The organism is Burkholderia sp. AU18528 (assembly GCF_002223215.2).
Lineage (GTDB): Bacteria > Pseudomonadota > Gammaproteobacteria > Burkholderiales > Burkholderiaceae > Burkholderia > Burkholderia semiarida.
On sequence record NZ_NKFC02000006.1, the window covers coordinates 610,415 to 636,147 of the forward strand.

The window sequence follows — 25,733 nt, forward strand, 5'->3', positions numbered from 1 at the left end:
GTACAATCCGCGCCATGGAAACTTATGACATCGCCGTGATCGGCGCGGGCGCCGCCGGCATGATGAGCGCCGCGGTCGCCGGGCAGCTCGGCCGTCGCGTCGTGCTGATCGATCACGCGCCGCGGCTCGCCGAGAAAATCCGCATCTCGGGCGGCGGCCGCTGCAACTTCACGAACCTGTATGCCGGGCCCGACAACTACCTGTCGTCGAATCCGCATTTCGCGCGCTCGGCGCTGGCGCGCTATACGCCGCGCGACTTCCTCGGGCTGCTCAAGCGCCATCGCGTGACCTGGCACGAAAAACACAAGGGCCAGCTCTTTTGCGACCATGGCAGCGACGCGATCATCGACGTGCTGAAACACGAGTGCGACGCGGGCGGCATCGCATGGCGCCGGCCCGTCGTCGTCGACGCGGTGCGCCATGCGCCGTCCGACGGCTTCGTGCTCGATACGCAGCAGGCCGGGCCGATCGGCGCGCGCGCGCTGATCATTGCGACCGGCGGCCTGTCGATCCCGAAGATCGGCGCGACCGACTTCGGCTACCGGCTCGCGAAGCAGTTCGGTCACAAGCTCGTCGATACGCGGCCCGCGCTCGTGCCGCTGACGTTCGCGCCGCAGGACTGGGCGCCGTTCGCGCCGCTGTCTGGCGTGTCGCTCGAAGTGCGCGTATCGACCGGCGACAGGAAGCGCGGCGGCGAATTCGTCGAGGACCTGCTGCTGACCCATCGCGGCCTGTCCGGCCCCGGCATCCTGCAGATCTCGAGCTACTGGCAGCCCGGCGACCCGATTCGCATCGACCTGCTGCCGCAGCGCGACACGGTGGCCGACCTGCTCGAGGCGAAACGCACGTCGAAGCGCCAGATCGGTTCGCTGCTCGCCGACTGGGTGCCGGCGCGCCTCGCGCATGCGTGGCTCGACACGCATCGCGTCGCGGCCGACGCGCGGCTCGCCGATCTGCCCGACAAGACGCTGCGCCAGATCGGCGACGCGCTGTCGGACTGGACGCTGACGCCGAACGGTACCGAAGGCTACAGGAAGGCCGAAGTGACGAAGGGCGGGGTCGACACGCGGGAGCTGTCGTCGGCGACGATGATGAGCGCGCGCGTGCCGGGGCTGTTCTTCGTCGGCGAGGCGGTGGACGTGACGGGCTGGCTCGGCGGGTACAACTTCCAGTGGGCGTGGGCGTCCGGCACGGCGGCCGGGCAGGCCGCGGCCGAGTATGCGCGCGGCGCCTGACGCGCCGGCCGGCGCCGTTCCGGCGGGGCCGGGCCCCGTGCCTTTGAGCAATCGCTCTGCTATACTCGGTAGTCTTTCCCTGCAAACCTTTATTCGTGTCGGATCATGACGATCATTCGCGTTAAAGAGAACGAGCCGTTCGAAGTTGCAATGCGTCGCTTCAAGCGCACGATCGAAAAGAACGGTCTGCTGACCGAGCTTCGTGCGCGCGAGTTTTACGAGAAGCCGACCGCAGAACGCAAACGCAAGAAGGCTGCTGCGGTGAAGCGTCATTACAAGCGTATCCGCAGCCAGACGTTGCCGAAGAAGCTGTACTGAACGATTGGGCGCCGCGCGGTTCACTGAGCGGCGCACCGGCGATTCCGTGCGATCGGGTGCGATCGTGCAGCCGATCAGGCGGCGAGTCGCCGATGCCGGATTCGAGCAACCCGCTTGAGACACTGTCCCAAGCGGGTTTTTGTGTTGACGCCCGTTTGCGGGCGTCGGATTCACATTTCCATCCCGGGTGAAAGATGAGTTTGAAAGAGCAGATCAGCGAAGACATGAAGGCCGCGATGCGCGCGAAGGAAAGCGAGCGCCTGGCAACGATTCGCCTGCTGATGGCCGCGATCAAGCAGCGCGAGGTCGATGATCGGCTCACGCTCGACGACGCCGGCATCACGGCCGTGATCGACAAGATGATCAAGCAGCGCAAGGATTCGATCAGCCAGTTCCAGGCGGCCGGCCGCGACGATCTCGTCGCGAAGGAGCAGGCCGAGCTGACCGTGCTGGGCGGCTACATGCCCGCGCAACTGTCGGACGCCGAAGTGGCGGCCGAAGTCCAGGCGGCGGTCGCGCAAACGGGCGCGGCGGGCCCGCAGGACATGGGCAAGGTAATGGGCGTGCTGAAGGGCAAGCTCGCCGGCCGTGCCGACATGACGGCCGTTTCCGCGCAGGTCAAGGCCGCGCTCACGAAGTAAAACCCGTTCCCGGCGCGCCCAGCGATGCGTGCGCCGGGCGTCGTATCGTCCTTTTTCGCTCGATCCCACGGTGATTCCGCATTCGTTCCTGCAGGATTTGCTGAACCGCGTCGATATCGTCGACGTGGTGGGCCGGTACGTGCAGCTCAAGAAGGGCGGCGCCAACTTCATGGGGCTGTGCCCGTTCCATAACGAGAAGAGCCCGTCGTTTACCGTCAGCCCGACCAAGCAGTTCTATCACTGCTTCGGTTGCGGCGCGCACGGCACGGCGATCGGCTTCCTGATGGAGCACGCGGGGCTCACGTTCCCGGAAGCCGTGCAGGAACTCGCGCAATCCGTCGGGCTGACCGTGCCGCACGAGCCGTCGATGCGCGGCGGCGGTGGGGGCGGAGGCGGTGGCGGCGACTATCCGGCGCCCGTGTCGAAATCGGTGGCGACCGCGCTGTCCGACGCGATGACGGCGGCGTGCGACTACTACCGCAAGCAGTTGCGCGGCGCGACGGTCGCGATCCAGTATCTGAAGAACCGGGGCCTGACCGGCGAGATCGCCGCGCGCTTCGGTCTCGGCTATGCGCCGGACGGCTGGCAGAACCTCGAGGCGGCGTTCCCGGATTATCGCGACGAGTCGCTGGTCGAAGCGGGGCTCGTGATCGTCAGCGAGAAAACCGACGCGCAGGGCGTCGCGCGCCGCTACGACCGGTTCCGCGAGCGGATCATGTTCCCGATCCGCAACGTGAAGGGGCAGGTGATCGGTTTCGGCGGCCGCGTGCTCGGCAGCGGCGAACCGAAGTACCTGAACTCGCCGGAAACGCCGCTGTTCAACAAGGGCAGCGAGCTGTACGGGCTGTTCGAGGCGCGGCTCGCGATTCGCGAGCGCAAGTACGTGCTGGTCGTCGAGGGCTACATGGACGTCGTCGCGCTCGCGCAGCTCGGCTTTCCGAACGCGGTCGCGACGCTCGGCACCGCGTGCACGCCGATTCACGTGCAGAAGCTGCTGCGCCAGACCGACACGGTCATTTTCAGTTTCGACGGCGATTCGGCCGGGCGGCGCGCGGCCCGGCGCGCGCTCGAGGCCTGCCTGCCGCATGCGGGCGACAACCGGACGATCCGGTTCCTTTTTCTTCCGCCCGAGCACGATCCGGACAGCTATGTGCGCGAGTTCGGCGCGGATGCGTTCTCCGAGCAGGTCGAACGCGCGATGCCGCTGTCGCAATTTCTGTTGAACGAAGCAATTGCCGGCAAGGCGCTCGATCAGCCGGAAGGCCGCGCGAAGGCGCTGTTCGATGCGAAGCCGCTGTTGCAGGCGCTGCCCGCGAATGCATTGCGCGCGCAGATCATGCACATGTTCGCCGACCGCCTCGATATCCCGTTCGAGGAAGTCGCGGGGCTGTCGGAAGTCGATACGCGCATCGCGGCGGCGCCGCGCCAGGCGCCCGCGCGCAGCGAGCGGCGACGCGTGACGGACAGCGAAAAGCGCGCGTTGCGCACGCTGGTGATGCATCCGCGCATCGCATCACAGCTCGACGACGAACAGATCGCGACCCTGCGCGCGCTGCCGCGCATCGGCGAATTGTTCGCGGAAGTCGTCGATCATGCGCGTGCGCTGGGCGACGGCGCGGAGTTCCGGCTGCTGTCGGATGTCCTGAGGGCGTCCTCGAACGGGGCGACTTACGAGGAAATCTTCCGCGAAATTCTGGACTATGATGAAAACGTCCGCGATCTGCTGTTACAGAATCCGGAAGACGAGACGGTACTCGAGCGGCAACGCGAGCAGGAGCGGATCGCGGGGGAGGAACTGCAGGCAGCGGTGCTCAAGATGCGTTATGACGCCTGCTGCGACCGGCTGGACAGGCTGGCGCGGCAATCCACCTTCACCCCCGAGGAGTTGGCTGAATTGACGGAATTGAACCAGCAGCGAACCGACATGAAGCGTCGGCTCGGGCTGTAGGCGGCCGGGGCGCTTAGAGAGGGCTCCCCAGCGTGCTATAATATAAGGTTTCCAGCGGTTTGTTTTCCAAGCAGAGGCGAGAATCGCGATGGCAAAGACGACAGGCGGAAAGAAAGCAACAGGCAAGGGCTCGACGGAGCCGACCAAGAAGGTCACAGCGGCCAAGTCTGCTTCTTCCACCAGGACAACGTCTTCAGCCACGTCAGCCCCTGCAGGAAAGAAAACCGCGGCCGGCACCGCTCAGGCTGCGCCGGCACCGGCAGCCAGAACACGGGCTGCCGCCAGACCCGACTCCGGGCCGGCCAAGCCGGCGGCGAAGCGGGCAAGTGCGAAAAGCGCAAGGGACACGACTGCCGCCGCGGACGAAACGGCAGTACGTACTACTCATGCACCCACGGTTCAACCGGCTGTCGTCCAGCAGCCGCGAGTCGATATAGCCGGTACGGCGAACTCCATGACCAAAAAGCTGAACGAAGTATCCGTCGAAGACGACGCAAATCAGAGCGACGAGCAGCCCGCAGCCGCGGCTGCACCGGGCAAGTCCAAGGTGCGTGATCGTCGCGCCAAGGAAAAGGCGCTGCTGAAGGAAGCGTTCGCGACGAGCACGCCGGGCACGGCCGAGGAGCTCGAAGAGCGCCGCGTGAAACTGCGCGCGCTGATCAAGCTCGGCAAGGAGCGCGGCTTCCTCACGTACGCCGAAATCAACGACCACCTGCCGGACAACTTCACCGAGACCGAAGCCCTCGAGGGCATCATCGGCACGTTCAACGACATGGGCGTGGCGGTTTACGAGCAGGCGCCGGACGCGGAAACGCTGCTCCTGAACGACAACGCGCCGGCTGCGTCGTCGGACGATGAAGTCGAGGAGGAAGCGGAAGTCGCGCTGTCCACCGTCGATTCGGAATTCGGCCGCACGACCGATCCGGTCCGGATGTACATGCGCGAGATGGGCACGGTCGAGCTGCTCACGCGCGAAGGCGAAATCGAGATCGCGAAGCGGATCGAGGACGGCCTGCGCCACATGGTGATGGCCATCTCCGCATGCCCGACGACGATCGCCGACATCCTCGCGATGGCCGAACGCGTCGCGAACGAAGAGATCCGCGTCGACGAGCTCGTCGACGGCCTGCTCGATCCGAACGCCGCGGATGCCGCCGATACGGACGGTTTCTCGGCGAAGGAAGCGGAAGCCATCGAGAACGAGGACGAGGAAGCCGAAGAGGAAGAGGAAGAAGAGGAAGAGGAGGAAGACGACGGCGCCGCGCAGGCGTCGGCGAACGCCGCCCAACTCGAAGCCCTCAAGCGTGCGTCGCTCGAGAAGTTCTCGCAGATCAGCGAGTGGTTCGACAAGATGCGCCGCGCGTTCGAAAAGGAAGGCTACAAGTCGAAGGCCTACCTGAAGGCGCAGGAAACGATCCAGAGCGAGCTGATGACGATCCGCTTCACCGCGCGTACCGTCGAACGCCTGTGCGACACGCTGCGTGCGCAGGTGGACGAAGTGCGTCAGGTCGAGCGCCAGATCCTGCACATCGTCGTCGACAAGTGCGGCATGCCGCGCTCGGAATTCATCGCACGCTTCCCGGGCAACGAGACGGATCTCGACTGGGCCGAGAAGATCACCGCGGAAGGCCATCCGTACAGCGCGGTGCTGTCGCGTAACGTCCCGGCGATCCGCGAACAGCAGCAGCGTCTGCTCGACCTGCAGGCGCGCGTCGTGCTGCCGCTGAAGGACCTGAAGGAAACCAACCGTCAGATGGCGGCCGGCGAACTGAAGGCGCGCCAGGCGAAGCGCGAAATGACCGAGGCCAACCTGCGTCTCGTGATCTCGATCGCGAAGAAGTACACGAACCGCGGCCTGCAGTTCCTCGACCTGATCCAGGAAGGCAACATCGGCCTGATGAAGGCGGTGGACAAGTTCGAATACCGTCGCGGCTACAAGTTCTCGACCTATGCGACGTGGTGGATCCGTCAGGCCATCACGCGCTCGATCGCGGACCAGGCGCGCACGATCCGGATTCCGGTTCACATGATCGAAACGATCAACAAGATGAACCGCATCTCGCGGCAGATCCTGCAGGAAACCGGTCTCGAGCCGGATCCGGCCACGCTCGCCGAGAAGATGGAGATGCCGGAAGACAAGATCCGCAAGATCATGAAGATCGCGAAGGAGCCGATCTCGATGGAAACGCCGATCGGTGACGACGACGATTCCCATCTCGGCGACTTCATCGAGGACACCAACACGGTCGCGCCGGCGGATGCCGCGCTGCATGCCAGCATGCGCGACGTCGTGAAGGACGTGCTCGATTCGCTGACGCCGCGCGAGGCGAAGGTGCTGCGGATGCGTTTCGGTATCGAGATGAGCACCGATCACACGCTCGAGGAAGTCGGCAAGCAGTTCGACGTCACGCGCGAGCGGATCCGTCAGATCGAGGCCAAGGCGCTGCGCAAGCTGCGTCACCCGAGCCGTTCCGACAAGCTGAAGTCGTTCCTCGAAGGGAACTGATTTCCGGCGTTTCTCTTACGAACGCCGCCGGTATCCGCATGATGCCGGTGGCGTTCGTTCCCTTTGTCGTCTTTGTTGTTACAATGCCGGCCCGGCTTCGTTGCCGGGGTGGCGTGTAGCACGCCGTGCTTCTCGTCTGGGCCCCTAGCTCATGCTTGGTTAGAGCAGCGAACTCATAATTCGTTGGTGCCGGGTTCGACTCCCGGGGGGCCCACCAGATTTCATGCCGCGCCGCGCTGTGTCGCGGTATGCCGAAAACCCGCGATCGCGTCATGCGCCGCGGGTTTTTCTTTGGGCGCACGCGCGGCAACAACGAAGCCCTGCCGCGCCGATGGCAATCGAAGTATGCTGTGGCGCGGCCGGCCTCGGCGCGATACTCGCGCACGTCGGGACCGCCGATCGATGCCGCCTCCATCCGGCGGCCAGAACAAACGGATTTCACCCGGGAGCGGGGACGGCGATCATGATCAGGCTGCGTTGGTGGGGTGCGATTCTGTCGTTGCTGATGCTTGCCGCGTGCGCAAGCCTGCCGCCGCAGGCCGATCGCGCGCCGACGCATGCGTACACCGATACCGACGATACGCGGCTGGGCGCCGCGTTTCAGCAGCAGGCCCGCACGCACCCTGGGCAGGACGCGTTTCATTTGCTGACCGATCCGGTCGATGCGCTGGACGCACGCGTGCTGCTTGCCGACCGCGCCGACCGCTCGCTGGACCTTCAATACTACATCTGGCACGACGACCTGACCGGCCACGAACTGGCCGACGCGGTCATTCGTGCGGCGGACCGCGGCGTGCGCGTGCGCGCGCTGCTCGACGATCTCGGCACCAACGCGGACGACCGCAAGCTGCTCGAGATCAGCGCGCATCCGAACATCGAGATCCGGCTGTTCAATCCGGTGGCTACGCGCCGGTTCAAGAAGATCGGCACCGTGTTCGAGTTCTCGCGCGTCAACCGGCGCATGCACAACAAGGCGATGATCGCGGACAACCAGGCGGCGATCGTAGGCGGCCGCAATATCGGCGATGAATACTTCGGCGCATCGTCGATGCTGGAGTTCGGCGATCTCGACGTCGTCGTTCATGGCCCGGTCGTGAAAGACATCTCGACCGAATTCGATACGTTCTGGAATTCGCCGTATGCGTATCCGATCGATACGCTCGTCGGACACGATGCGGCGCCGGGCGGCCTCGACCGCGAGCGCGAACGGTTGCGCGACTACCTGCGGGCCATGGAGGACAATCCGTACGTGCTCGAGGCACGGCAGCGGCTCGACCGGATCGTTCACGGAGAGGGCACGGCGCTGTCGTGGGGGCATGCGACGGTGCTGTACGACGATCCGTCGAAGATCGCGCACCCGCCGAAGGACAGCGACGGGCACCTGATGCCGCAACTGCGTGCGCTCGCGTTGCAGCCCAGGCACGACCTGCTGATCGTGTCGCCGTATTTCGTGCCGGGCAAGGAGGGGGTCGAGCGGCTGCGCGCGCTGACAGCGCGCGGCGTACGCGTGACGGTGCTGACCAATTCGCTCGCGTCGACCGACGTGGCGGCCGTGCATGCCGGCTACCGGCGCTATCGAAGCGATCTGGTGAACGCCGGCGTGCGGCTCTACGAGCGCCGGCCATCGGGCGACAAGAGCATTTCGAAGCAGGTCATCATCGGCTCGTCGCGCGCGTCGCTGCATGCGAAGACCTACGTGTTCGATCACACGAGCATCTTCATCGGGTCGATGAATCTCGATCCGCGTTCGCTGAACCTCAATACGGAGATCGGCGTTTACTGCGAGAGCCCCGCGATTGCGTCGCAGGTGGCCAACGATCTGGAAGCGCGGCTCGACCAGATCGCGTGGCGTGTCGAGGCGAGCACCGACGCGGCCGGCAACGGGCGGCTCAAGTGGATTCAGACCGATGCGGACGGGAAGGTCACCGAGATCGATCACGAGCCGGAGGTATCTGCCGGGCGGCGGATGGAAGTCTGGTTCCTCGGGCTGTTTCCGATCGAATCGCAACTGTGAGCGACGCTCAGCGTCGCGCGCGGCGGTGCGGCTCGATGACGTTCGCGAACTGTGTTGCCGCTGTCTCGATCGTCGCGTCGTTCAGCCCCGAATAGCCGAGCACGAAGCCGTTATAGCGGCGGCCGTCGCCGCGAGATCCGCACAGACATGCATGCCGCCCGGGCTCTCCCGCACGCTCAGCGACGTACCGATCGGCAGAGGCGAGATGACGCGGCATGCAGACGACCCGCGAAGGCTGCGCAGCCTTCGCGGGTCGTCAGACGCGGTTGCGTACGATACGTCGCGCTTGCGCAACCGCAACGGTCAGCAGCGCGTCAACGCGCGAAATCCGACGTGCTCTGGATGAACGCGTTCAGCTTCGAGATGTTCACGCTGCCGAAGCCCGTCGTCGCATCCCAGCCGGCCTTCGCCTTGTAGCCGTAAGTGCCGCTGCCGTTGTTCCCGGACGTGACGTCGTGCAACAGCGCGGCGTTGGTCGGGAAGTACTTGTAGATGCTCGACGCGGGGAACCCGAGCGCATTGTTGTTGGCCGATTGCAGCCGTGCCCAGATGCCCGTGAAGATCGGCGCGGCGAGGCTCGTGCCGCCTTCGTTGTTCAGGTAGCCCGAACCCCACAGCGTGTCGGACGTCTGCCCGTTCACGACGAGAATCGCACCCGTGCGCAGGTCGGCGTCGAAGCCGACGTCGGGGAGCGCACGCTTGGTCGAGCCGGTGAGCGTCGACGACTGCCACGCCGGCGCGGCCTCGTACTTGCTGTACCCGCCGCCGGTCGACCACACGGTGCCCGACTGCCAGCTCGGATCGTTCCAGACGATTTCGCTGTTGTACGCATTGGTCGACGTATTCGTGAACAGCGTCGTGCCGCCGACCGCGATCACGTACGGCGACGTGGCCGGCTCGCTCACCGTGTAGGTCGAGCGCGACGGCTTGCCGCTCGCGCATTCGTACGCGCCGTGGTCGCCGGCGGAAACCGAGAAGGTTTGCCCTTGCGCGACCGCCTGCTTGAAGATGGTGTCGTCGGTCGCCTGCGAGCCCGTGCTGTACGCGGACGATTCGCACACGCCGAGCGACACGTTGATCACCTTCGCGACGTTGTCGGTCACGGCCTTGTTGTACGCAGCCGTGATCGCGGTGAGCGTCATCGACGGCGCGGTGTAGAACACGACCTGCTTCACGCTGCCGCCGGCCGTGCCGACGATCGACTGGCTGTCGAGGTTCCACTCGACGGTGCCGTCGGTGTCGGTGTAGGAACTGCCGGCCGGGCCCGTCTTCACGATGCTGCTGCTGATCGTGCCGAGGCCGTTGTTCGCGGCGAACGTATTGAGGTCGCTCACCGTCTGCGACAGGTCGCCTTCGGAGATGATGCCGACGGTGGTCTGCGAGGCCGTCGGCGTGCCGTCGCCGCCATAGATCGACGAGAATTCGGTCGGGTTGTGCGGGACCGCCGACGCGCCGGCCGGGATCGTCAGGTTGCTGGTGTTGCCTTGCGGCTTGCCGCCCGCACCCGTATGCATCAGCTCGACGTTCTGCAGGCCGAGTACCGCGCCGACGATGTTGCCGATCGCGTTCGGCACTTGCGCGGCGTCGGTGTTCGCATAGACGCTGCGGCCGTTGCGGGTGAAGCGCTTGAGCGTCGTGCGGAACGCGGACTGGACGGTTCCCGCGGTGCCGGATGCGGAGACGAGCAGCCGGTTGGGTGCGACCACGATGTTCACGAAGCCTGCCTTGCGCAGGTGGGCGACGACGGAGGCGACCTGCTGATCGGTCGGCGCATATTGCGCGGCGAATTGCGCAGGCGTGAGGAACTGCCGGTAGTGCGGCGAGCCGGGCGTATGCAGGTCCCGCAGGTACTGGTCGAGTTGAGCTTCGTTGCGCAGGTTCAGCCCGAGCACGATGTCCACCGATTCGCCGGGCGCCATGTCGATGGCAGAGGCGGCAGCGGCCGCCGTGCTCGCGGCGGGCGCGCCGGCCGTACCGGCTTCGTTCTGCTGCACGAGCGGCAGGAATCCCTTGGTGCGTGTTTCCGTCCAGCCGGCCGCGGGCGCGGCATGGGCGGTCGCCATGCCGAACGAAGCGGCTGCTGCGGCGGCGAACGCGAGTTTGACGATGCGAATGTGCTTGTGTTTCTTGTTTGCAACCTGATTCATTTGAATTACCCCTCCGGTTGAACATCGAACGGCACGAACAACGACGGTCGACAGCGGTGCGGGTCATGCACCGCCGCTTTCTGTCGCATGCGGGCGGATGGCACGGACGCGACAGGGCCTTTCACCCGATCCGGAAAGCGGTTTTTCTCCGGGGGCGAAATACGGAAAACGCGATGACGGGAAGGCTGCGCCGCGGGGCGGAGCAGTCGCGCCGGATTCGGCGCGGGCGGATTGCTAGAGCAACAGCTTCGTTGTCCTGCTCATTTGATTCGATCCTTCGGCCCGCTGCCGAATGGCAGCCGTCCAGTGAAATGCATCGGGATGCCGCGCGCGCCGGCGTGCGAACGAATCGTTCGGCGGCGCGTACTTCGGTGCAGCGGAAGCAGAAAAAAGTGGAGCGGAATCGATTGCGTGGCGGGCAAACCGTCGGATTGCTTGCATCGGACGGTATCAAGAACGAAAGCGAGGTGTCAAACTTTTTTTGATTATATGAAATAAAATTAAACTGAATTAACCGCAATGGTTTTGAAAAGATCGGCGGCATTTTGTAATGTTCGAAACCCGCAACGCAGGTAATGCCGATAGCGATTCGCCGATCATTTCCGATGCGTGTTGAAACGGCCCGGGGTTAGACGGCCAATCGTCATCGAGGAAATGCTCGAATCGTCGCGGCCTGTCGTTCGGCCGCCTGAAGGTCGTCGACGAACCGGAACAGCGCGTCGACATGCTGAAGCAGCGCGTCGCGCGAGGGCGCGTTCGTATCGGCGGCAAGCGCCTTGATCGTGTCGAGCCGGGTTGCGAGTTCGGCGAGCTGGGTGCGCGTGACGTGACTGCTGGTGGCGACGGTGGCCGTCGCATCGGATGGATTTGCCGGTTTCATTGAATGAGTGATCGCGTTGAAGTGCTCGATGAAGCGGGACAGGTCGGCCGGGCAGCCGTCGACGGAAACCGCGCGCGCCGACGAATCGCCGGCCACGATCCGGCCAACGGTGTCCGCCATCGCGTCGAGCGTCGCGAGCATGCGGCGGATCAGCCTGATCAGGTCGAACGCGGCGGCCAGCAGGCAGACGGACAGCGCGGCCGCGAGCACCACGTAAGTACACGCATTGCGGAGCATCGCGTCGGCCGTCGCGTCGTGCGGCAACGCGGCCGGCGCGTGCAATGCATGGACGAAGAACGCGACGGTGCAGGCGAGCAGCACGACGACGATCGCGGCGAGGCCGATCGCCCGCCCGATTTGCCGGCCGGGCCGTGCCGGCAGCGTCACTGCACGCCCCGCAGCCGGTAGCCGACGCCGCGCATCACTTCGGGCATGCCTGGCGCGCCGGCCCGTTCGAGTTTCTTGCGCAGCCGGCAGATGTGGCTGTCGACCGTGCGCTCCAGCGCGCTCACGTCGGCCATGCACGCATCGAGCAGCTCGCCGCGCGTGAACACGCGGCTCGGCGATCTCGCCATGTGCGCGAGCAACCGGAACTCCGTCAGCGTCAGTGGGATCGGCACCTCGGCGCCCGCCGTGCGCACGCGGGCCAGATAGCTGTCGGTATCGATCTCCAGGTCGCCGACGCGCAGCATGCGCGTGGTGGGCGGCGCGGCCGACCGGCGCAGGATCGCGCGCAATCGCGCGACGACCTCGGCCGGGTTGAACGGCTTGACGATGTAGTCGTCCGCGCCGGCGTGCAGCGCCTGCAGCCGGTCGAGGTCGCGATCGAACGCGGTGACGACGACGACGGGCGTATTGTCGCGCCGTCGCAGCTCGGCGAGCACGTCCCAGCCGTTTTTCCGCGGCATCTTCACGTCGAGCAGGATCAGGTCGGGCTTCAGGCGCGGATGCATGTCGAGCGCCGCTTGCCCGTCGGCGACGCGGTAGGTGCGAAAGCCGTCGTGCGTCAGGTACGCATCGAGGATGTCCGAGATGTCGGGCTCGTCTTCTGCAATGAGTATCAGGGAATTCGTCATGGAGTGTGCCGTGCGATGGCGAACAGTCGGGGCGGCCCGTCGCCTGGCCGGGGCGCGCCGTTCCGCCACGCTGCCGCGCGGGCGGAACGGCGCCGTTCGTTTAGTTCTGCGCCACGCGCTTCGACGGTGCGACGTCCTGGTCCGTCAGGCCGCCGCCGAGCGCCTTGTACAGCGCAACGGCATTGCTCAGTTCGCTGCGGCGCAGGTCGAGCAGCGCTTGCCGTGCCGCATAGAGTTGCCGCTGCGAATCGAGCAACTCCAGCCGTCCCTCGACGCCCGCGCGATAGCGCAGGGTCGACAGGTCGGTGCGGCGTTCGGCCGAACCGACCACGCGGGTCTGCGCTTCGATCTGGCGGCCGAAGGTTTCGCGTCCGGCGATGCCGTCGGCCACTTCGCGGAACGCGGCCTGAATCGCGCGTTCGTACTCGGCGACCGCACCGGACTTGCGCACTTCCGCAAGACGCAGCTCGGCACGCAGCCGGCCGCCCTGGAAGATCGGCACCGTGACCTGCGGCGCGAAGCTCCACACGCGCTGGCCGCCGTCGAACAGGCTGCCCATCGCGGGGCTGAGGAAGCCGATCGACGACGTCAGCGACAGGCGCGGGAAAAACGCGGCGCGCGCGGCGCCGATGTCCGCATTCGCGGCGACGAGGTTTTGTTCGGCCTGCTGGATATCCGGGCGACGAAACAGCAGCTCCGACGGCAGGCCGGCCGGCAGTTGCGTCATCACCGGTTGTTGCTGAAGCGGCAGCGGCGCGGGCAGATCCTTCGGCAGCTCGGCGCCGACCAGCAGGCGCAGCGCATTGCGCGCCTGCTCGACGGCGCGCGTGCGCGCTTCGAGATCGGCCGTCGCGCTCGCGACCTGGCCTTCGGCCTGCGCGATGTCGACGCCGCTCGCCTGATGCGCGTCCTTCAGGCGGCGCGCGAGATCGAGCGACTGCCGCCAGTCGGCGAGCGTGCGCTCGGACAACTGGCGTTGCTCGTGCGCGAGGCGTTCCGCGAAGTACGCGTCGGCCACGCCGCCGACGAGCGAGATCTGCACCGCACGGCGGCCGTGATCGGTCGCGACGTAGCGCGCGAACGCGGCATCCGACTGCGACTTCACGCGGCCGAACAGGTCGATCTCGAACGCGCTGATGCCGACGTTCACGCCGTACTGGTTCTGCGTCGTGCCGAACAGCGGCGGATTCGACTGCGTGTCGTCCGACGTACGCTGACGCGTGAAGTTCGCGCCCGCGCCGATCGACGGCAGGCGCGCGGCGCGCTGGATGCCGTACTGCGCTTCCGCGGCCTCGACGTTCAGCGCGGCCACGCGCAGGTCGCGGTTGTTGTCGAGCGCGAGCTCGATCAGGCGCTGCAGGCGGCGATCGCCGAACATCGTGCGCCAGCCCAGATCGGCGGCGTTCGCGTCGAGATCGGCGGCGGCGGCGGCGGCGGCGGCGGCGGTGTAGGCCGTCGGCACCGGCATCGCGGGTTTGACCAGCGTCGGCGCGAGCGAGCAGGCCGACAGTGCGAGGATGAGGGGAAGAACAAGCAATCGCATGGCATCAACCTTCCTGTTCGTGAGTCGGGGTAGCCGGCTGCTTGCGGGACGCCCGCCATGCGCCGATGCGCTCCTGGATGCTCATCACGAACACAAAGAAAACAGGGACGAAGAAAATGGCCAGCACCGTGGCGGTCACCATGCCGCCGAACACGCCGGTGCCGATCGCGTGCTGCGTTTCGGCGCTGGCGCCGGTCGCGATCATCAGCGGCACGACGCCGAGGCCGAACGCGAGCGAGGTCATCAGGATCGGGCGCAGGCGCAGCTTCGACGCCTGCACGGCCGCCTCGATCAAGCCCTTGCCTTCCTCGCGCAACTGCTTCGCGAACTCGACGATCAGGATCGCGTTCTTCGCGGACAGGCCGATCACGGTGATCATCCCCACCTTGAAGAACACGTCGTTCGGCAAGCCGCGCAGCAGCACCGCGCCGATCGCGCCGATCAGGCCGAGCGGCACCACGAGCATCACCGACAGCGGAATCGACCAGCTTTCGTACAGCGCGGCGAGCACCAGGAACACGACGATCATCGACAGCACCATCAGCATCGGCGCCTGCGACGCCGACTGGCGTTCCTGCAGCGACTGGCCGGTCCACTCGACCGCGAAGCCCGGCGGCAGTTGCGCGGCAAGCCGCTCCATCTCGGCCATCGCCGCGCCGCTCGATTGGCCCGAGGCGGCGTTGCCCGAAATCCGCGCGGACGGGTAGCCCTTGAAGCGCACCATCTGCAGCGGCGTGTCGGTCCACACCGGGCGCACCACTTCCGACAGCGGCACCATGCCGCCGGCCGCGTTGCGCACGTACAGCTTCATCACGTTGTCGATCTGCATGCGTGCCGGCGCGTCGGCCTGGATGATCACCTGCTGCATGCGGCCCGCGTTCGGGAAATCGTTCACGTAGGTCGAACCCATCGCGGTCGACAGCGTGTCGCTGAGCGTCGTGAACGACACGCCGAGCGCCTGCGCCTTCGCGCGGTCGATCTCGAGGCGGATGCTCGTGCCGGCCGGCAGGCTGTCCGGGTACACGCCGGTCACGACCTTGCTTTGCGCGGCGAGTTCGAGCAGCTTCGCTTCGGCCGCCTTGAGCGCCGCCGTGCCCTGGTTGGCGCGGTCTTCCAGGCGCATCGAGAAGCCCGAGCTGTTGCCGAGTTCGTCGATCGCGGGCGGCAGCAGGCTCATCACCGTGCCTTCGGTCACGCCGGCCATCGCCTGTTGCGCGAGCATGCCTTCCTCGAGGGTCGATGCGCCGCCGCGGTTTTTCCAGTCCTTCATCACGGACCAGTTGATCGCCGCGTTCGGCCCTTGTCCCGAGAAACCGTAGCCGATCACGGAAATGCTCGACTGGATTGCCGGACGCGAGGCAAGATGTTTTTCCAGCGTGTTGACCACGTCATGCGTGCGTTCGGCGGTAGCGTCCGCGGGCAGCAGGAAGCTGGTGATGAAGTAGCCCTGATCCTCGTCCGGCAGGAACGACGACGGCAGGCTGCGAAAGCCGAACACCAGCGCACCCGCGATCGCGACGAACACCAGCATCACGCGGCCGGTGCGGCCGACCAGGCGGCCGACGCGCGTCTCGTACCATTTCGTCAGGCCATCGAAGCGACGGTTGAACCAGCCGAAAAAGCCGTGCTTCTCGTGATGGCCCGGTGCGAGCGGCTTGAGCATCGTCGCGCACAGGGCCGGCGTGAGCGTCAGCGCGAGCAGCGCGGAGAACAGGATCGACACGGCCATCGACAGCGTGAACTGCTTGTAGATCACGCCGACCGAGCCGCTCGCCATCGCCATCGGCAGGAACACCGCGGTCAGCACCAGCGTGATGCCGACGATCGCGCCGGTGATTTCCTTCATCGCCTTCGACGTCGCGTCCTTTGGCGACAGCCCTTCCTCGGCCATCAGGCGCTCGACGTTCTCGACGACGACGATCGCATCGTCGACGATGATGCCGATCGCGAGCACCATGCCGAACATCGTCAGCACGTTGATCGAGAAGCCGGTCAGCAGCATCACCGCAAAGGTGCCGAGCATCGCGACGGGCGCGACGATGGCCGGGATCAGCGTATAGCGCACGTTCTGCAGGAACAGGTACATCACGAGGAACACGAGCACCATCGCCTCGAACAGCGTGGCCAGCACTTTCTCGATCGAGATCTTCACGAACGGCGACGTGTCGAGCGGGATCGAGTAGCGCATGCCCGACGGCATCGACTTGCTCAGTTCGGCCATGCGCGTGCGGATCGCGTCAGCCGTCTTCACGGCATTGGCGCCCGGTGCGAGCTGCACGCCGGCGAGGGTGGCCGGCTTGTTGTTCTCGCGGCTCACGAACATGTAGTTCTGCGAGCCGAGTTCGACGCGCGCGACGTCGCCGAGCACGACCTTCGAGCCGTCCGCGTTCGCGCGCAGCACGACCTTCGCGAATTCTTCCGGCGTCGTGAGCTGACCCTGCGCGGTGAGCGGCACGGTCACGCGCTGGCCCGGCAGCGCGGGCAGCGCGCCGAGGCTGCCCGGCGCGATCTGCACGTTCTGCTGGCCGATCGCGGTCGTCAGGTCGTTCATCGACAGGCCGAAATTGATCAGCTTCTGCGGATCGACCCAGATGCGCATCGCGCGCTCGGAGCCGAACTGCAGCACGCGCCCGACGCCGTCGATGCGCCGCAGCTCCTCGGACACGCTGCGCGCCATGTAGTCGGCGAGCGCGCCTTCGTCGAAGCGGCCGTTGTCGGAGCGCAGGCCGATCAGCATCAGGAAGCCGGACGACGCGGATTCGACGATCAGCCCGTTCTGGCGCACGGCGGCAGGTAGGCGCGGCTCGATCGACTTGATCTTGTTCTGCACGTCGACCTGCGCCAGCGCCGGATCGGTGCCGGGCTTGAACGTCACGGTGATCTGCGCCGAGCCGGACGTATCGGCCGACGATTCGAAATACAGCAGGTTCTTGACGCCGGACAGTTCGCGCTCGATGAGGCTCAGTACGCCGTCGTTCATCGTCTGCGGCGTGGCGCCCGGGTAGTTCGCGGTGATCGTGACGGACGGCGGCGCGACCGACGGGTAGCGTGCGACCGGCAGTTGCGGGATCGCGATCACCCCCATCAGGATGATGAAGAGGGCGATCACCCACGCGAACACCGGGCGGCGGATGAAGAATTCAGCCATGGCTGGAGGCTCCTCGTGACTCAGTGCGCGGACGCGGCGGCGGCCGCGTCAGGCGACTTCCAGTCGGTCGCGGCGGCCGGCGCGCCATCGGTCAGGCGTTCCATGCCCTCGACGACGATCTTCTGGCCGGCCTGCAGGCCCGACTTGATGCGGTAGTGGCGGTTCGTGAGCTCGCCGATTTCGACGGCCGTCAGACGCGCGTGCCCTTTCGCGTCGAGCACCCACACCTGCGGCTTGCCGCCGGCGCGCACGACGGCCTGTTGCGGCACCATCACCGCGTTGGCGTAGTGCGCGCGCGGAATGCGGGCACGCACGTACATGCCCGGCAGCAGTTGGCGTTTCGGGTTGTCGACCAGCACGCGCAGCAGCACGTCGCCGGTGCCCGGATCGACGTTGACGCCCGAGAACAGCATGCGGCCCTTTACGTCGTAACGCGTGTCGTCGTCGCGCAGCACGTCGACCGGCAGGCCGTTGCCGTCCGACGCTTGCGGCTGCGACGCGAGCGCGCCGCGCAGCGCTTCGAGCGACGCGGCCGGCTGGCGCACGTCCACATAGACCTGGTCGATTTGCTGGATGCGCGCCATCGGCTGGCTGTCGCCGCTCGACACCAGCGCGCCTTCCGTCACGAGCGCCTGGTCGATGCGGCCGGCGATCGGCGCTTCCACGGTCGCGAATTTCAGATCGAGCTGGCGGCGCGCCAGCGTCGCGCGGGCCTGCGCGACGTCGGCCGCGGCCTGGTCGCGTTGCGATACGGCGTCGTCGTACACCTGGCGGCTGATCGCATCGGCTTCGACGAGCGGCTTGAAGCGCGCGGTCTGGACCTTCGCGCGTTCGAGCGCGGCCTGCGCCCGCAGCAGCGAGGCGGCGGCCGTATCCATCTCGGCCTTGAACGGCGCCGGATTGATCTGGAACAGCGGCTGGCCCTGGCGTACTTCGGTGCCCTGCTCGAATAGCCGGCGTTGCACGATGCCGCTCACCTGCGGCCGGATCTCGGCCACCCGCACGGCCGCGACGCGGCCGGGCAGATCTTCGGTCACGTCGACGCGCGTGGTGGCCACGGTCATGGCCGCCACCGGGGTGGCCGGCGCGGCGGCCTGCTGTTCGGACGGCCCGCAGCCGGCCAGCATCGCCGCCACCAGCACACATACGGCGCCGTGGCAGCATCGGTTCTGATTGTTCATAACGACTCCAGGAAGCGCAGGCAGCCCACTGCCTGCTTTGACGGGGCGGAGTGTGCTTGGAGTAGTTGGCGGCTTTTATGCGGAAAGATGGAGATTCGATGGAGGCGGCGAAAGGCGCCGAAAAGCAGGGGGTGAGGCGAAGCGGAATGCTCGGACGAACGGGATGCCGCGCGGTGTCATGCGCGCGATGTTTCGGCTCGATGCGGGCGTCGGCTCGAGCCGGTATCTAAAGATCGAGCCGGCAGGGCCGCCGGGCGAACCGCCCGACGACGCGGCGCGTGCGCGCTGGCGGGCGATGACGCGGCCGCTGGGCGCGCACGTGCGCGACGCGGCGCCGGCGTCGCGCGATGGCGAAGCGGGCGGGGGCAGAGAATGGGGCGCGCCATTTGACGCGCCGTCGCGCTACGGTCTGGCGCCGGCTTCCCGCAGCGCGTCCGCGGCGTACGTGTTGTCGTGCGTCAGCGCGAGCTGAAGCAGCGACTGGCCGCGCCGGTCGACATGGTTCGGATTCGCGCCATGCGCGACGAGCAGCGGAATCAGCTCGAAGCGGTTGAACAGCGTCGCGAACCCCAGCGCGGTTTCGCCGGCGCCGTTGGTCTGGTCGATCGGGCAGCGCGTGTCGATCAGGCGCCGCGCGATGTCGCGCTCGTTCCTGAAGAGCGCGCCCATCAGTGCGGTGTTGCCGTGACGATCGCCGACGCACGCGTCGGCGCCGGCCGACAACAGGTAGTCGAGCGCCGCGGGCTGGCCGTCGTACGACGCGAGGATCACGGCCGTATAGCCGTGGCTGTCGGTCGCGTCGACCGGATAGCCGGCGTCGTGCAACGCGCGCAGGATATCGACGCGGCCGACGCGCGCGGCGTCGAACCAGTCGTCGTCATAGCGACGCAGCGCGGCGGGATCGGCCTTGCCGTACGCCGGCTGGTCGGGCAGGTGCGTGCAGCCGGCGAGTGCGGCGAGCGCGAGCGCCGCCGCGGCCGCGCGGATCGCATGGGGGAAGCGTTCGGATCGCATGGGGAAGTCCTGATGAGGTGGCCGGGCCGACGTGCGCGGCGCAATCGCGCACGTCGGCAGCGACCGGCGTCGCGGGATCAGTTGTCGCTCAGCTTCGCCGCGAGTGACTGCACCTGCTGGACGTTCGCGTGAACGGCCTGGGCGAGGCGCGTACCGTAGTCGGCGTCGGCCTTGTAGAAGTACGACAGCATCGCGTACTGGTTCTGCGCGTTCTTCACCTGGCCGAGGTCGCCGGACAGCGCGGTGACGAGGTCGTCCTTGTCCTGCTGCGACAGGCTGCGGTAGTACTCGCCGGCCTGACGGAACGGCAGCTTCTTGCGGATCGCTTCCTGCTGCGTCGTGCCGCTGAGCGCCATGCGGACCGACTTGTACTGCGGATCCTGCGCGAGCTCGTTCAGCGTCGACGGCTCGTAGTTCACCTCGCCCTTGCGGTCGCCGGCATTCATCGTGCCGTCCTGGTTGTTGTTGACCACCGGCACGACGGGGCGGTTGATCGGCAGATCCATGTAGTTCGCGCCGAGCCGGTACAGCTGCGTGTCGGCGTACGCGAACAGGCGATCCTGCAGCATCCGGTCCTCGGACGGCTCGATGCCGGGCACGAGCCGCGACGGCGCGAACGCGGATTCCTCGGTCGACTGGAAGTAGTTGTCGGGCACGCGGTTGAGCGTCATCGTGCCGATCTTGCGTTCAGGCACGCCGGTCCACACCTTCGTGTCGTCGAGCGCGTCGAAATCGAAGCGGTTCAGGTCCTTCGGCGTGAGCACCTGGACGTACAGGTCCCACTTCGGGAAATCACCCTGTTTCAGCGCGCCGTACAGATCGTTCGTCATCATGTTCCAGTCGCGGCCGATCGACGCGGCGATTTCTTGCGGGCGCAGGCCGTGCACGCCTTGCTGGCTCTTCCAGTGGAACTTCACGTAGTGCACGTCGCCTTGCGCATTGACGAACTTGAACGCATGCACCGCGAAGCCGTCCATGCGGCGATACGAATCGGGCATGCCCTCGTCCGTGTACAGCCGCGTCAGCATGTGGGTCGCTTCGGGCGTGTGCGCGAAGAAGTCGAACGCGAGGTTCGGATCCTGCACGCCGGTCACGGCGCTCGGTTTGTTCGCGTGCACGAAGTCGGGGAACTTGATGCCGTCGCGAATGAAGAACACCGGCCAGTTGATGCCGACCATGTCCCAGTTGCCCTGCTGCGTATAGAACTTCACCGCGAAGCCGCGCGGGTCGCGCGCCTGCTCGGGCGAGCCGCGATAGCCCATCACGGTGGAGAAGCGCACGAACACCGGCGTGCGGGTGCCCGGCGTGAAGACTTTCGCTTTCGTCAGGTCGGAGATGTCGGCGCTCGGCACGAACTCGCCGAATGCGCCGGTGCCGCGTGCATGCACGACGCGTTCCGGAATGCGTTCGCGATCGAAGCGCTGCAGTTTCTCGATGAGCGCGGAGTCCTGCAGCAGCACCGGGCCGGCGGGGCCGGCCGTCTGCGAATTCTGGTTGTCGCCGACGGGTGCGCCGGTGTCGCGCGTGAGTTCGGCGGCGTATGGGGAAGCGGAGAGTGCCACGCAGATTGCGGCGACTGCGTGCCGCAGCACGCGATGGGAAGACGAGGACATGACGATGGAACTCCTTGATCCGATCGGTGGTGGGGAAGCCGACTGAATTAGAAGAGATCGTCAGATGATTGGCTAATTGATATTCGATATGTCATCGATAGCCGTGGGCACGATGCGGCGCGAACCGTTCGTCGCGCACGAAACGAAGCAGTATTGTTGCGCGCGCAATGAGTTGTTGCCGAATTGTTTCGACGAGCATGATGCATCGGTCGTGCATGATTCGCGGCGGCGCCGTCAACCGGCGCCTGTTTGCCATCCGAGCCCGAGGCTCTTCTGCACCGACACGTAGTCCTTGATCAGTTCGGCTTGCCCGGCGATCACGTTCTGCTGCGCGGCTAGCGCTTCGCGTTGCGTATCGAGCAGGTCGATCATCGACGCGACGCCCGCGCGATAGCGCTGGTCCATCAGCGCACGCGAATGCACGGCCGACGTCTGCACCTTCGTCAACGCGACCACATGTTCGCGCTGATGCCCGTAACGCTGCAACGCGGTGTTGGCATCCTGTAATGCATCGAGCACGGCTTTCTGATAATTCGCTTCCGCTTCGTCGCGCGATGCTTCGGCCGCACGTACCGCGCCGCGCGTGCGTCCGAAGTCGAGAATGTTCCATTGCAAGTACGGCGCGCCGACCCACGTGAAATTCCGCTTGCGCAACAGGTGGCCGGGGTCGGTCGCGCTGAAGCCGAGATCGCCGAGCAGCGTCACCTTCGGGAAATAGTCGGCCACATGCTCGCCGATCTGCGCATTGCTCGACGCGAGCCGGCGTTCGGCCGCGCGAATGTCGGGGCGCTGTTTCAGCAGCGTGGCCGGATCGCCGATCGCGACGCTGCCGGGCAGCGTCGGCAATGCCGCGTCCGGCGTCGACAGCGCGGCGTCGAGCGCGCCCGGCGCGCGGCCCGTCAGGATCGCGAGCCGGTCGAGCGATTCGGTCACCTGGGCATCCAGCGGGATCAGCGAGGCGCGCGTGTTCTCGACCTGCGTCGTCAGGCGCTCGATGTCCGCATCGGCCGCGACGCCGCGCGCGCGGCGCTGCTGCGTGAGTTCGAGCATCTGCTGCTGCAATTGCGCGGTGCGCCGCGACAACGCAAGCCGTTGCTGCTGGTCGCGCAGGTCGACGTACGCATTCGCGACTTCCGCCGCGATCGACACCTGCGTGTCGGCAAGATCGGCATCGACCGCTTCGGCCTGTGCGGATGCGGCTTCGATCGCGCGGCGCGTGCCACCGAACAGATCGATTTCCCAGGTCGCGTCGAAGCCCGCCGAATAGAGTTGCAGCGGCCCCGAGCCGCCGAGCGACGGCGACGTGCCGCCCGACTGGCCCGAGTCGTTCGACGGCAGCAGCGCGCCGAGCGCGCCGACGTCCGGTTCGCGCATGCGGATGGCCGCGACGGTGGCCGACGATTTCGGCATCCGTGCGGCGCGCTGTTGCGAGAGCTGCGCGCGTGCCGCGCGCAAGCGCGCCTGCGCCGCATGCAGATCGGGGTTGTAGACGAGTGCGGCGACGATCAGCTCGTCGAGCTGGCGGTCGTTCAGCGCGTGCCACCACGCGCTCGGCGCGGGCGCGGCGGTGTCGACGCCGGTGGCCGGTGCTCGCACGAAGGTCGGCGCATCCGGTGCGGCGGGCGCGCCGCGGTAGTCGGGGCCGACCGTGCAGCCGGCGAGCAGGCACGCGGCCGCGCACAGGGTGAGCGCGGGGCGGCGGGGCAGGGAGAAGGGTTTCATCGCGTAAGACGGGTCAATGGCCGGACGACATCGGTTGCGGGCCGCGCGGCGTGCGCAGCAGCAGCGCGAGCGGCACGCAGGCGAGCAGCGCGAGGCCGAGCAGATAGAAGGTTTCGGAATAGGTCATCACGACGGCCTGGATCTGGATCTGCTGCGCCAGTTGGCCGAGCGCGCGCATGTTCGAATACGCGAGATCGCCGGTGTGCGCGAACCAGTTGGCCGCATAGGCCGACAGGCGATCCTGCCCGATCAGCGAGTTCGCGCTCACCGATTCGCGGAGCGCGGCCGTATGGAAGGTCGTGCGCCGGTCGATCACGGTGCCGATGATCGCGAGCCCGATCGAGCCGCCGAGGTTGCGCGCCATGTTGTAGAGCCCGGCCGCATCGCCTGAATCCTCGCGCGCGACGGCCGCCATCGACGCCTGGTTGAGCGGCATCATCGCGAGCATCTGCGCGAGGCCGCGGATCAGTTGCGACCACACGAAATCGTGGCCCACGCTCTGCGCGGTCAGGCTGATGTCGAGCATGCAGCTCAGGCAGAACAGCAGCAGCCCCGCGATCACGAGGATGCGGAAATCGACCTTGCCGAGCAGGCGCGGCAGGATCGGCATCACGAGAAAGGCCGGCAGCCCCGACAGCAGCATGATCGCGCCGGCCTGTTCCGCGTTGTAGCCGGCGACGATCGCGAGGAACTGCGGCAGCAGGTAGGACACGCCGTACAGCCCGGCGCCGACCGCGGACACGATCACGATCACGCTCGCGTAGCGCGGGTTGCGCATCAGCGACAGCCGCATGATCGGCCGCTTCGCGAAGCGTTGCGACAGCGCGATCAGGATCATCCCGACGAACGACACGACGCTCAGCGTGACGATCATCTGCGATTCGAACCAGCGCTCGCGCTGGCCTTCCTCGAGCACGACGGTCAGCGAGCTCAGGCCGATCGCGAGGCCGAAGATGCCCAGCCAGTCCGCGTTGAAGAATGCGCTCCATTGCGGGCGGTCCGACGGCAGCCCGAACACCAGCAGCGCCATCAGCAGCAGGCATACGGGCAGGTTCAGGAAGAAACACCAGCTCCAGTTCACGTTTTCCGCGAGCCAGCCGCCGAGCACCGGGCCGAACAGCGGCCCGAGCAGCACGATCAGGCCGAACAGCGTCATCCCGACCGGCAACTGCGACAGCGGCAATCGCGTGCGGATGATCGTCTGCGCGGTCGGGATCAGCGCGCCGCCGGTGAAGCCCTGGCCGATCCGGCCGGCGATCATCATCGGCAGCGAATGCGACCAGCCGCACATCATCGAGAACGCGATGAACAGCGCGGAGTTCGTCAGCAGGAAATTGCGCAGCCCGAACACGCGCGTGAGCCACGCGGCGAGCGGGATCATCACGATTTCCGACATCAGGTAGCCGGTCGAGATCCACGTGCCTTCGGTGCCGGTCGCGCCGATTTCGCCCTGGATCTGCGGCAGCGCGGAGTTCGTGATCGAGATGTCGAGCGTCGCCATCAGCGCGCCGAGCGCGCCGGCCGCGACCGCGATCCAGTCGGTCACGCTCGCGCGGCCCTCGTGCGGCGGCATGGGTATCGTGGCGGACGTATCAGCCATGATGCGTCTCGTCGCGGGCCGAGCGCGTATCGACGTCGACCGTCACCGACAGCCCGGGCAACAGCATGCGCTGCGCGCGGGCATCCGCGGCGAGACGGATGCGCACCGGCACGCGCTGGACGATCTTCGTGAAGTTGCCGGTCGCGTTCTCGGGCGGCAGCAGCGCGAACTGCGCGCCGGTGCCGGGCGCGAAGCTGTCGACGACGCCGGACAGCGGGCCGTCCGGCAGCGCGTCGACATGCAGCTCGACGGGCTGGCCGATGCGCATGTTGCCGATCTGCGTTTCCTTGAAGTTCGCGACGAGATAGATCGAGTCGACCGGCACGACGGTCAGCAGACGCGTGCCGGGCTGCACGTATTGACCGACGCGCACCGTGCGATCGCCGACGCGGCCCGCGAGCGTGCTGCGCACGATCGTGTTGTCGAGGTCGAGTTGCGCCTGTGCGGCGCTGGCCTGCGCGGCCTCGAGCTGCGCGCGCGCCTGCTGGAGCTGTGCGGTGAACGACGCGATCTGCGTGCGGGCGGCGGCGATCGACGCGTTGTTCGCGGCGAGCGTCGCCGCCGCCTGGTCGCGCGTGCTTTTCAGGTCGGCCACGCGTTCGTGCGTCTCGGCGCCCGTCGCCGCGAGCGGCGCGTAGCGCGTGTACTCGTCGCTTGCGTGCTGCGCGTTGATGCGCGATACCTTCGCCTGCGCTTCGGCCTGCTCGAGATTCGCGCGCTGCTGGCTGATGTCGGCTTCGGCGCGCGCGATATCGGCGCGGCGGGCGTCGACGGTAGCGAGCGCCTGCGCGAGCGCGACCTGATACTGGCGCACGTCGAGCCGCACGAGCGGATCGCCGGCCTTCACGGGCTGGTTGTCGCGTACATAGACGTCGGTCACGTAGCCGGCGACCTTCGGCGCGGCGGTCATGCTGTCCGCTTGCAGATACGCGTCGTTGGTGCTCTCGATGAAGCGGCCGACCGTCCACCAGCGGCCGAGCCAGACCGCGCCGCCGACGGCCGCGAGCACGGCGACCGCGAGCAGGATGCGCCGCCTTCTCCCGCCGTTTCCGTTGCGCGGCGTTGTTCCGTTTTCCTGACGATCTGCTTTCTGTGGCGGGTCTTGTGGCGTCGACATGCTGAGTCCAATTTATTCCAAGTGGAAGAA

At 66.8% G+C, this 25,733-nt stretch carries 18 protein-coding genes, 1 tRNA gene and 1 pseudogene; 8 read left to right on the top strand and 12 right to left on the bottom strand.

From position 1 onward, the window contains the following. Positions 1 to 5 precede the first annotated feature (5 nt). The 7 genes from CFB52_RS19575 to CFB52_RS19605 all read left to right on the top strand — a co-directional run bounded on the left by CFB52_RS19575 (position 6) and on the right by CFB52_RS19605 (position 8,662). Positions 6 to 1,235 carry an NAD(P)/FAD-dependent oxidoreductase gene (locus CFB52_RS19575; protein ID WP_256940233.1) on the top strand — a complete coding sequence of 410 codons (1,230 nt, stop codon included), beginning with the start codon at positions 6 to 8 and terminating at the stop codon, positions 1,233 to 1,235. Positions 1,236 to 1,340: 105 nt separating this feature from the next. After that, complete coding sequence (gene rpsU / locus CFB52_RS19580; RefSeq protein ID WP_006479415.1) at positions 1,341 to 1,553, top strand: 30S ribosomal protein S21; 213 nt, start codon at positions 1,341 to 1,343, stop codon at positions 1,551 to 1,553. Between the two features lie 194 nt (positions 1,554 to 1,747). Beyond that, positions 1,748 to 2,194, top strand: a complete 447-nt coding sequence (locus CFB52_RS19585; protein WP_089465473.1) for a GatB/YqeY domain-containing protein — start codon at positions 1,748 to 1,750, stop codon at positions 2,192 to 2,194. 70 nt (positions 2,195 to 2,264) lie between these two features. Next, on the top strand, positions 2,265 to 4,142 hold the full coding sequence (dnaG, locus tag CFB52_RS19590; protein ID WP_059639132.1) for a DNA primase: 1,878 nt from the start codon (positions 2,265 to 2,267) through the stop codon (positions 4,140 to 4,142). An 88-nt stretch (positions 4,143 to 4,230) separates the two neighbouring features. Next, positions 4,231 to 6,648 carry an RNA polymerase sigma factor RpoD gene (rpoD, locus tag CFB52_RS19595; protein WP_081066417.1) on the top strand — a complete coding sequence of 806 codons (2,418 nt, stop codon included), beginning with the start codon at positions 4,231 to 4,233 and terminating at the stop codon, positions 6,646 to 6,648. 138 nt (positions 6,649 to 6,786) lie between these two features. Further along, positions 6,787 to 6,865 (top strand) — tRNA-Ile (locus CFB52_RS19600). A gap of 246 nt (positions 6,866 to 7,111) precedes the next feature. After that, positions 7,112 to 8,662, top strand: a complete 1,551-nt coding sequence (locus tag CFB52_RS19605; protein ID WP_089465475.1) for a phospholipase D family protein — start codon at positions 7,112 to 7,114, stop codon at positions 8,660 to 8,662. Between the two features lie 7 nt (positions 8,663 to 8,669). On the opposite strand, the pseudogene CFB52_RS35405 reads toward CFB52_RS19605, so the two are convergent. Next, a pseudogene (locus CFB52_RS35405) lies at positions 8,670 to 8,854 on the bottom strand (PLP-dependent aminotransferase family protein); the annotation flags it as partial. Positions 8,855 to 8,976: 122 nt separating this feature from the next. Further along, positions 8,977 to 10,809 (bottom strand): protease pro-enzyme activation domain-containing protein, encoded by a 1,833-nt coding sequence (locus CFB52_RS19615; protein ID WP_059582906.1) that lies wholly within the window; start codon positions 10,807 to 10,809, stop codon positions 8,977 to 8,979. Between the two features lie 173 nt (positions 10,810 to 10,982). Between CFB52_RS19615 and CFB52_RS34685 the strand changes: the two genes are divergently transcribed. Beyond that, on the top strand, positions 10,983 to 11,294 hold the full coding sequence (locus CFB52_RS34685) for a hypothetical protein (RefSeq protein ID WP_180278231.1): 312 nt from the start codon (positions 10,983 to 10,985) through the stop codon (positions 11,292 to 11,294). Between the two features lie 158 nt (positions 11,295 to 11,452). Here the strand turns inward: CFB52_RS34685 and CFB52_RS19625 are convergent, their stop codons facing one another. From CFB52_RS19625 to CFB52_RS19675, 10 genes are all read right to left on the bottom strand, one after another. Further along, positions 11,453 to 12,076: a histidine kinase gene (locus CFB52_RS19625; protein WP_099317226.1), complete on the bottom strand. Its 624-nt coding sequence runs from the start codon at positions 12,074 to 12,076 to the stop codon at positions 11,453 to 11,455. Next, entirely contained in the window at positions 12,073 to 12,765 is a 693-nt protein-coding gene (locus CFB52_RS19630) for a response regulator (protein WP_099317227.1), read from the bottom strand. Before CFB52_RS19630 ends, CFB52_RS19625 begins: the two co-directional genes overlap by 4 nt. Before the next feature lie 100 nt (positions 12,766 to 12,865). Beyond that, entirely contained in the window at positions 12,866 to 14,308 is a 1,443-nt protein-coding gene (locus CFB52_RS19635) for an efflux transporter outer membrane subunit (RefSeq protein ID WP_099317228.1), read from the bottom strand. A gap of 4 nt (positions 14,309 to 14,312) precedes the next feature. Then, a complete protein-coding gene (locus tag CFB52_RS19640) occupies positions 14,313 to 17,456 on the bottom strand; it encodes a multidrug efflux RND transporter permease subunit (RefSeq protein WP_099317229.1) in 3,144 nt (1,047 codons plus the stop codon). Positions 17,457 to 17,476: 20 nt separating this feature from the next. Further along, complete coding sequence (locus CFB52_RS19645) at positions 17,477 to 18,637, bottom strand: efflux RND transporter periplasmic adaptor subunit (protein ID WP_099317230.1); 1,161 nt, start codon at positions 18,635 to 18,637, stop codon at positions 17,477 to 17,479. Between the two features lie 402 nt (positions 18,638 to 19,039). After that, complete coding sequence (locus CFB52_RS19655; protein ID WP_099317232.1) at positions 19,040 to 19,651, bottom strand: ankyrin repeat domain-containing protein; 612 nt, start codon at positions 19,649 to 19,651, stop codon at positions 19,040 to 19,042. Positions 19,652 to 19,728: 77 nt separating this feature from the next. Continuing rightward, positions 19,729 to 21,264 (bottom strand): catalase, encoded by a 1,536-nt coding sequence (locus tag CFB52_RS19660; protein ID WP_099317233.1) that lies wholly within the window; start codon positions 21,262 to 21,264, stop codon positions 19,729 to 19,731. 234 nt (positions 21,265 to 21,498) lie between these two features. Next, a complete protein-coding gene (locus tag CFB52_RS19665) occupies positions 21,499 to 22,986 on the bottom strand; it encodes an efflux transporter outer membrane subunit (RefSeq protein ID WP_099317234.1) in 1,488 nt (495 codons plus the stop codon). A gap of 13 nt (positions 22,987 to 22,999) precedes the next feature. Beyond that, positions 23,000 to 24,586, bottom strand: coding sequence for an MDR family MFS transporter (locus CFB52_RS19670; protein ID WP_059582883.1), 1,587 nt, complete (start codon positions 24,584 to 24,586; stop codon positions 23,000 to 23,002). Next, positions 24,579 to 25,703 carry an HlyD family secretion protein gene (locus CFB52_RS19675; protein ID WP_059582880.1) on the bottom strand — a complete coding sequence of 375 codons (1,125 nt, stop codon included), beginning with the start codon at positions 25,701 to 25,703 and terminating at the stop codon, positions 24,579 to 24,581. Before CFB52_RS19675 ends, CFB52_RS19670 begins: the two co-directional genes overlap by 8 nt. Between the last annotated feature and the right edge of the window lie 30 nt (positions 25,704 to 25,733).

Excerpts from the sequence above, each read along its gene's own strand:
- CFB52_RS19605 (WP_089465475.1), top strand. The coding sequence starts at position 7,112 with ATGATCAGGCTGCGTTGGTGGGGTGCGATTCTGTCGTTGCTGATGCTT.
- CFB52_RS19615 (WP_059582906.1), bottom strand. The coding sequence starts at position 10,809 with ATGAATCAGGTTGCAAACAAGAAACACAAGCACATTCGCATCGTCAAA.
- CFB52_RS19585 (WP_089465473.1), top strand. The coding sequence starts at position 1,748 with ATGAGTTTGAAAGAGCAGATCAGCGAAGACATGAAGGCCGCGATGCGC.
- rpoD (WP_081066417.1), top strand. The coding sequence starts at position 4,231 with ATGGCAAAGACGACAGGCGGAAAGAAAGCAACAGGCAAGGGCTCGACG.
- CFB52_RS19640 (WP_099317229.1), bottom strand. The coding sequence starts at position 17,456 with ATGGCTGAATTCTTCATCCGCCGCCCGGTGTTCGCGTGGGTGATCGCC.
- CFB52_RS19630 (WP_099317227.1), bottom strand. The coding sequence starts at position 12,765 with ATGACGAATTCCCTGATACTCATTGCAGAAGACGAGCCCGACATCTCG.
- CFB52_RS19670 (WP_059582883.1), bottom strand. The coding sequence starts at position 24,586 with ATGGCTGATACGTCCGCCACGATACCCATGCCGCCGCACGAGGGCCGC.
- rpsU (WP_006479415.1), top strand. The coding sequence starts at position 1,341 with ATGACGATCATTCGCGTTAAAGAGAACGAGCCGTTCGAAGTTGCAATG.
- CFB52_RS19675 (WP_059582880.1), bottom strand. The coding sequence starts at position 25,703 with ATGTCGACGCCACAAGACCCGCCACAGAAAGCAGATCGTCAGGAAAAC.
- CFB52_RS19635 (WP_099317228.1), bottom strand. The coding sequence starts at position 14,308 with ATGCGATTGCTTGTTCTTCCCCTCATCCTCGCACTGTCGGCCTGCTCG.
- CFB52_RS19665 (WP_099317234.1), bottom strand. The coding sequence starts at position 22,986 with ATGAAACCCTTCTCCCTGCCCCGCCGCCCCGCGCTCACCCTGTGCGCG.
- CFB52_RS19655 (WP_099317232.1), bottom strand. The coding sequence starts at position 19,651 with ATGCGATCCGAACGCTTCCCCCATGCGATCCGCGCGGCCGCGGCGGCG.
- CFB52_RS34685 (WP_180278231.1), top strand. The coding sequence starts at position 10,983 with ATGACGGGAAGGCTGCGCCGCGGGGCGGAGCAGTCGCGCCGGATTCGG.
- CFB52_RS19645 (WP_099317230.1), bottom strand. The coding sequence starts at position 18,637 with ATGAACAATCAGAACCGATGCTGCCACGGCGCCGTATGTGTGCTGGTG.
- CFB52_RS19660 (WP_099317233.1), bottom strand. The coding sequence starts at position 21,264 with ATGTCCTCGTCTTCCCATCGCGTGCTGCGGCACGCAGTCGCCGCAATC.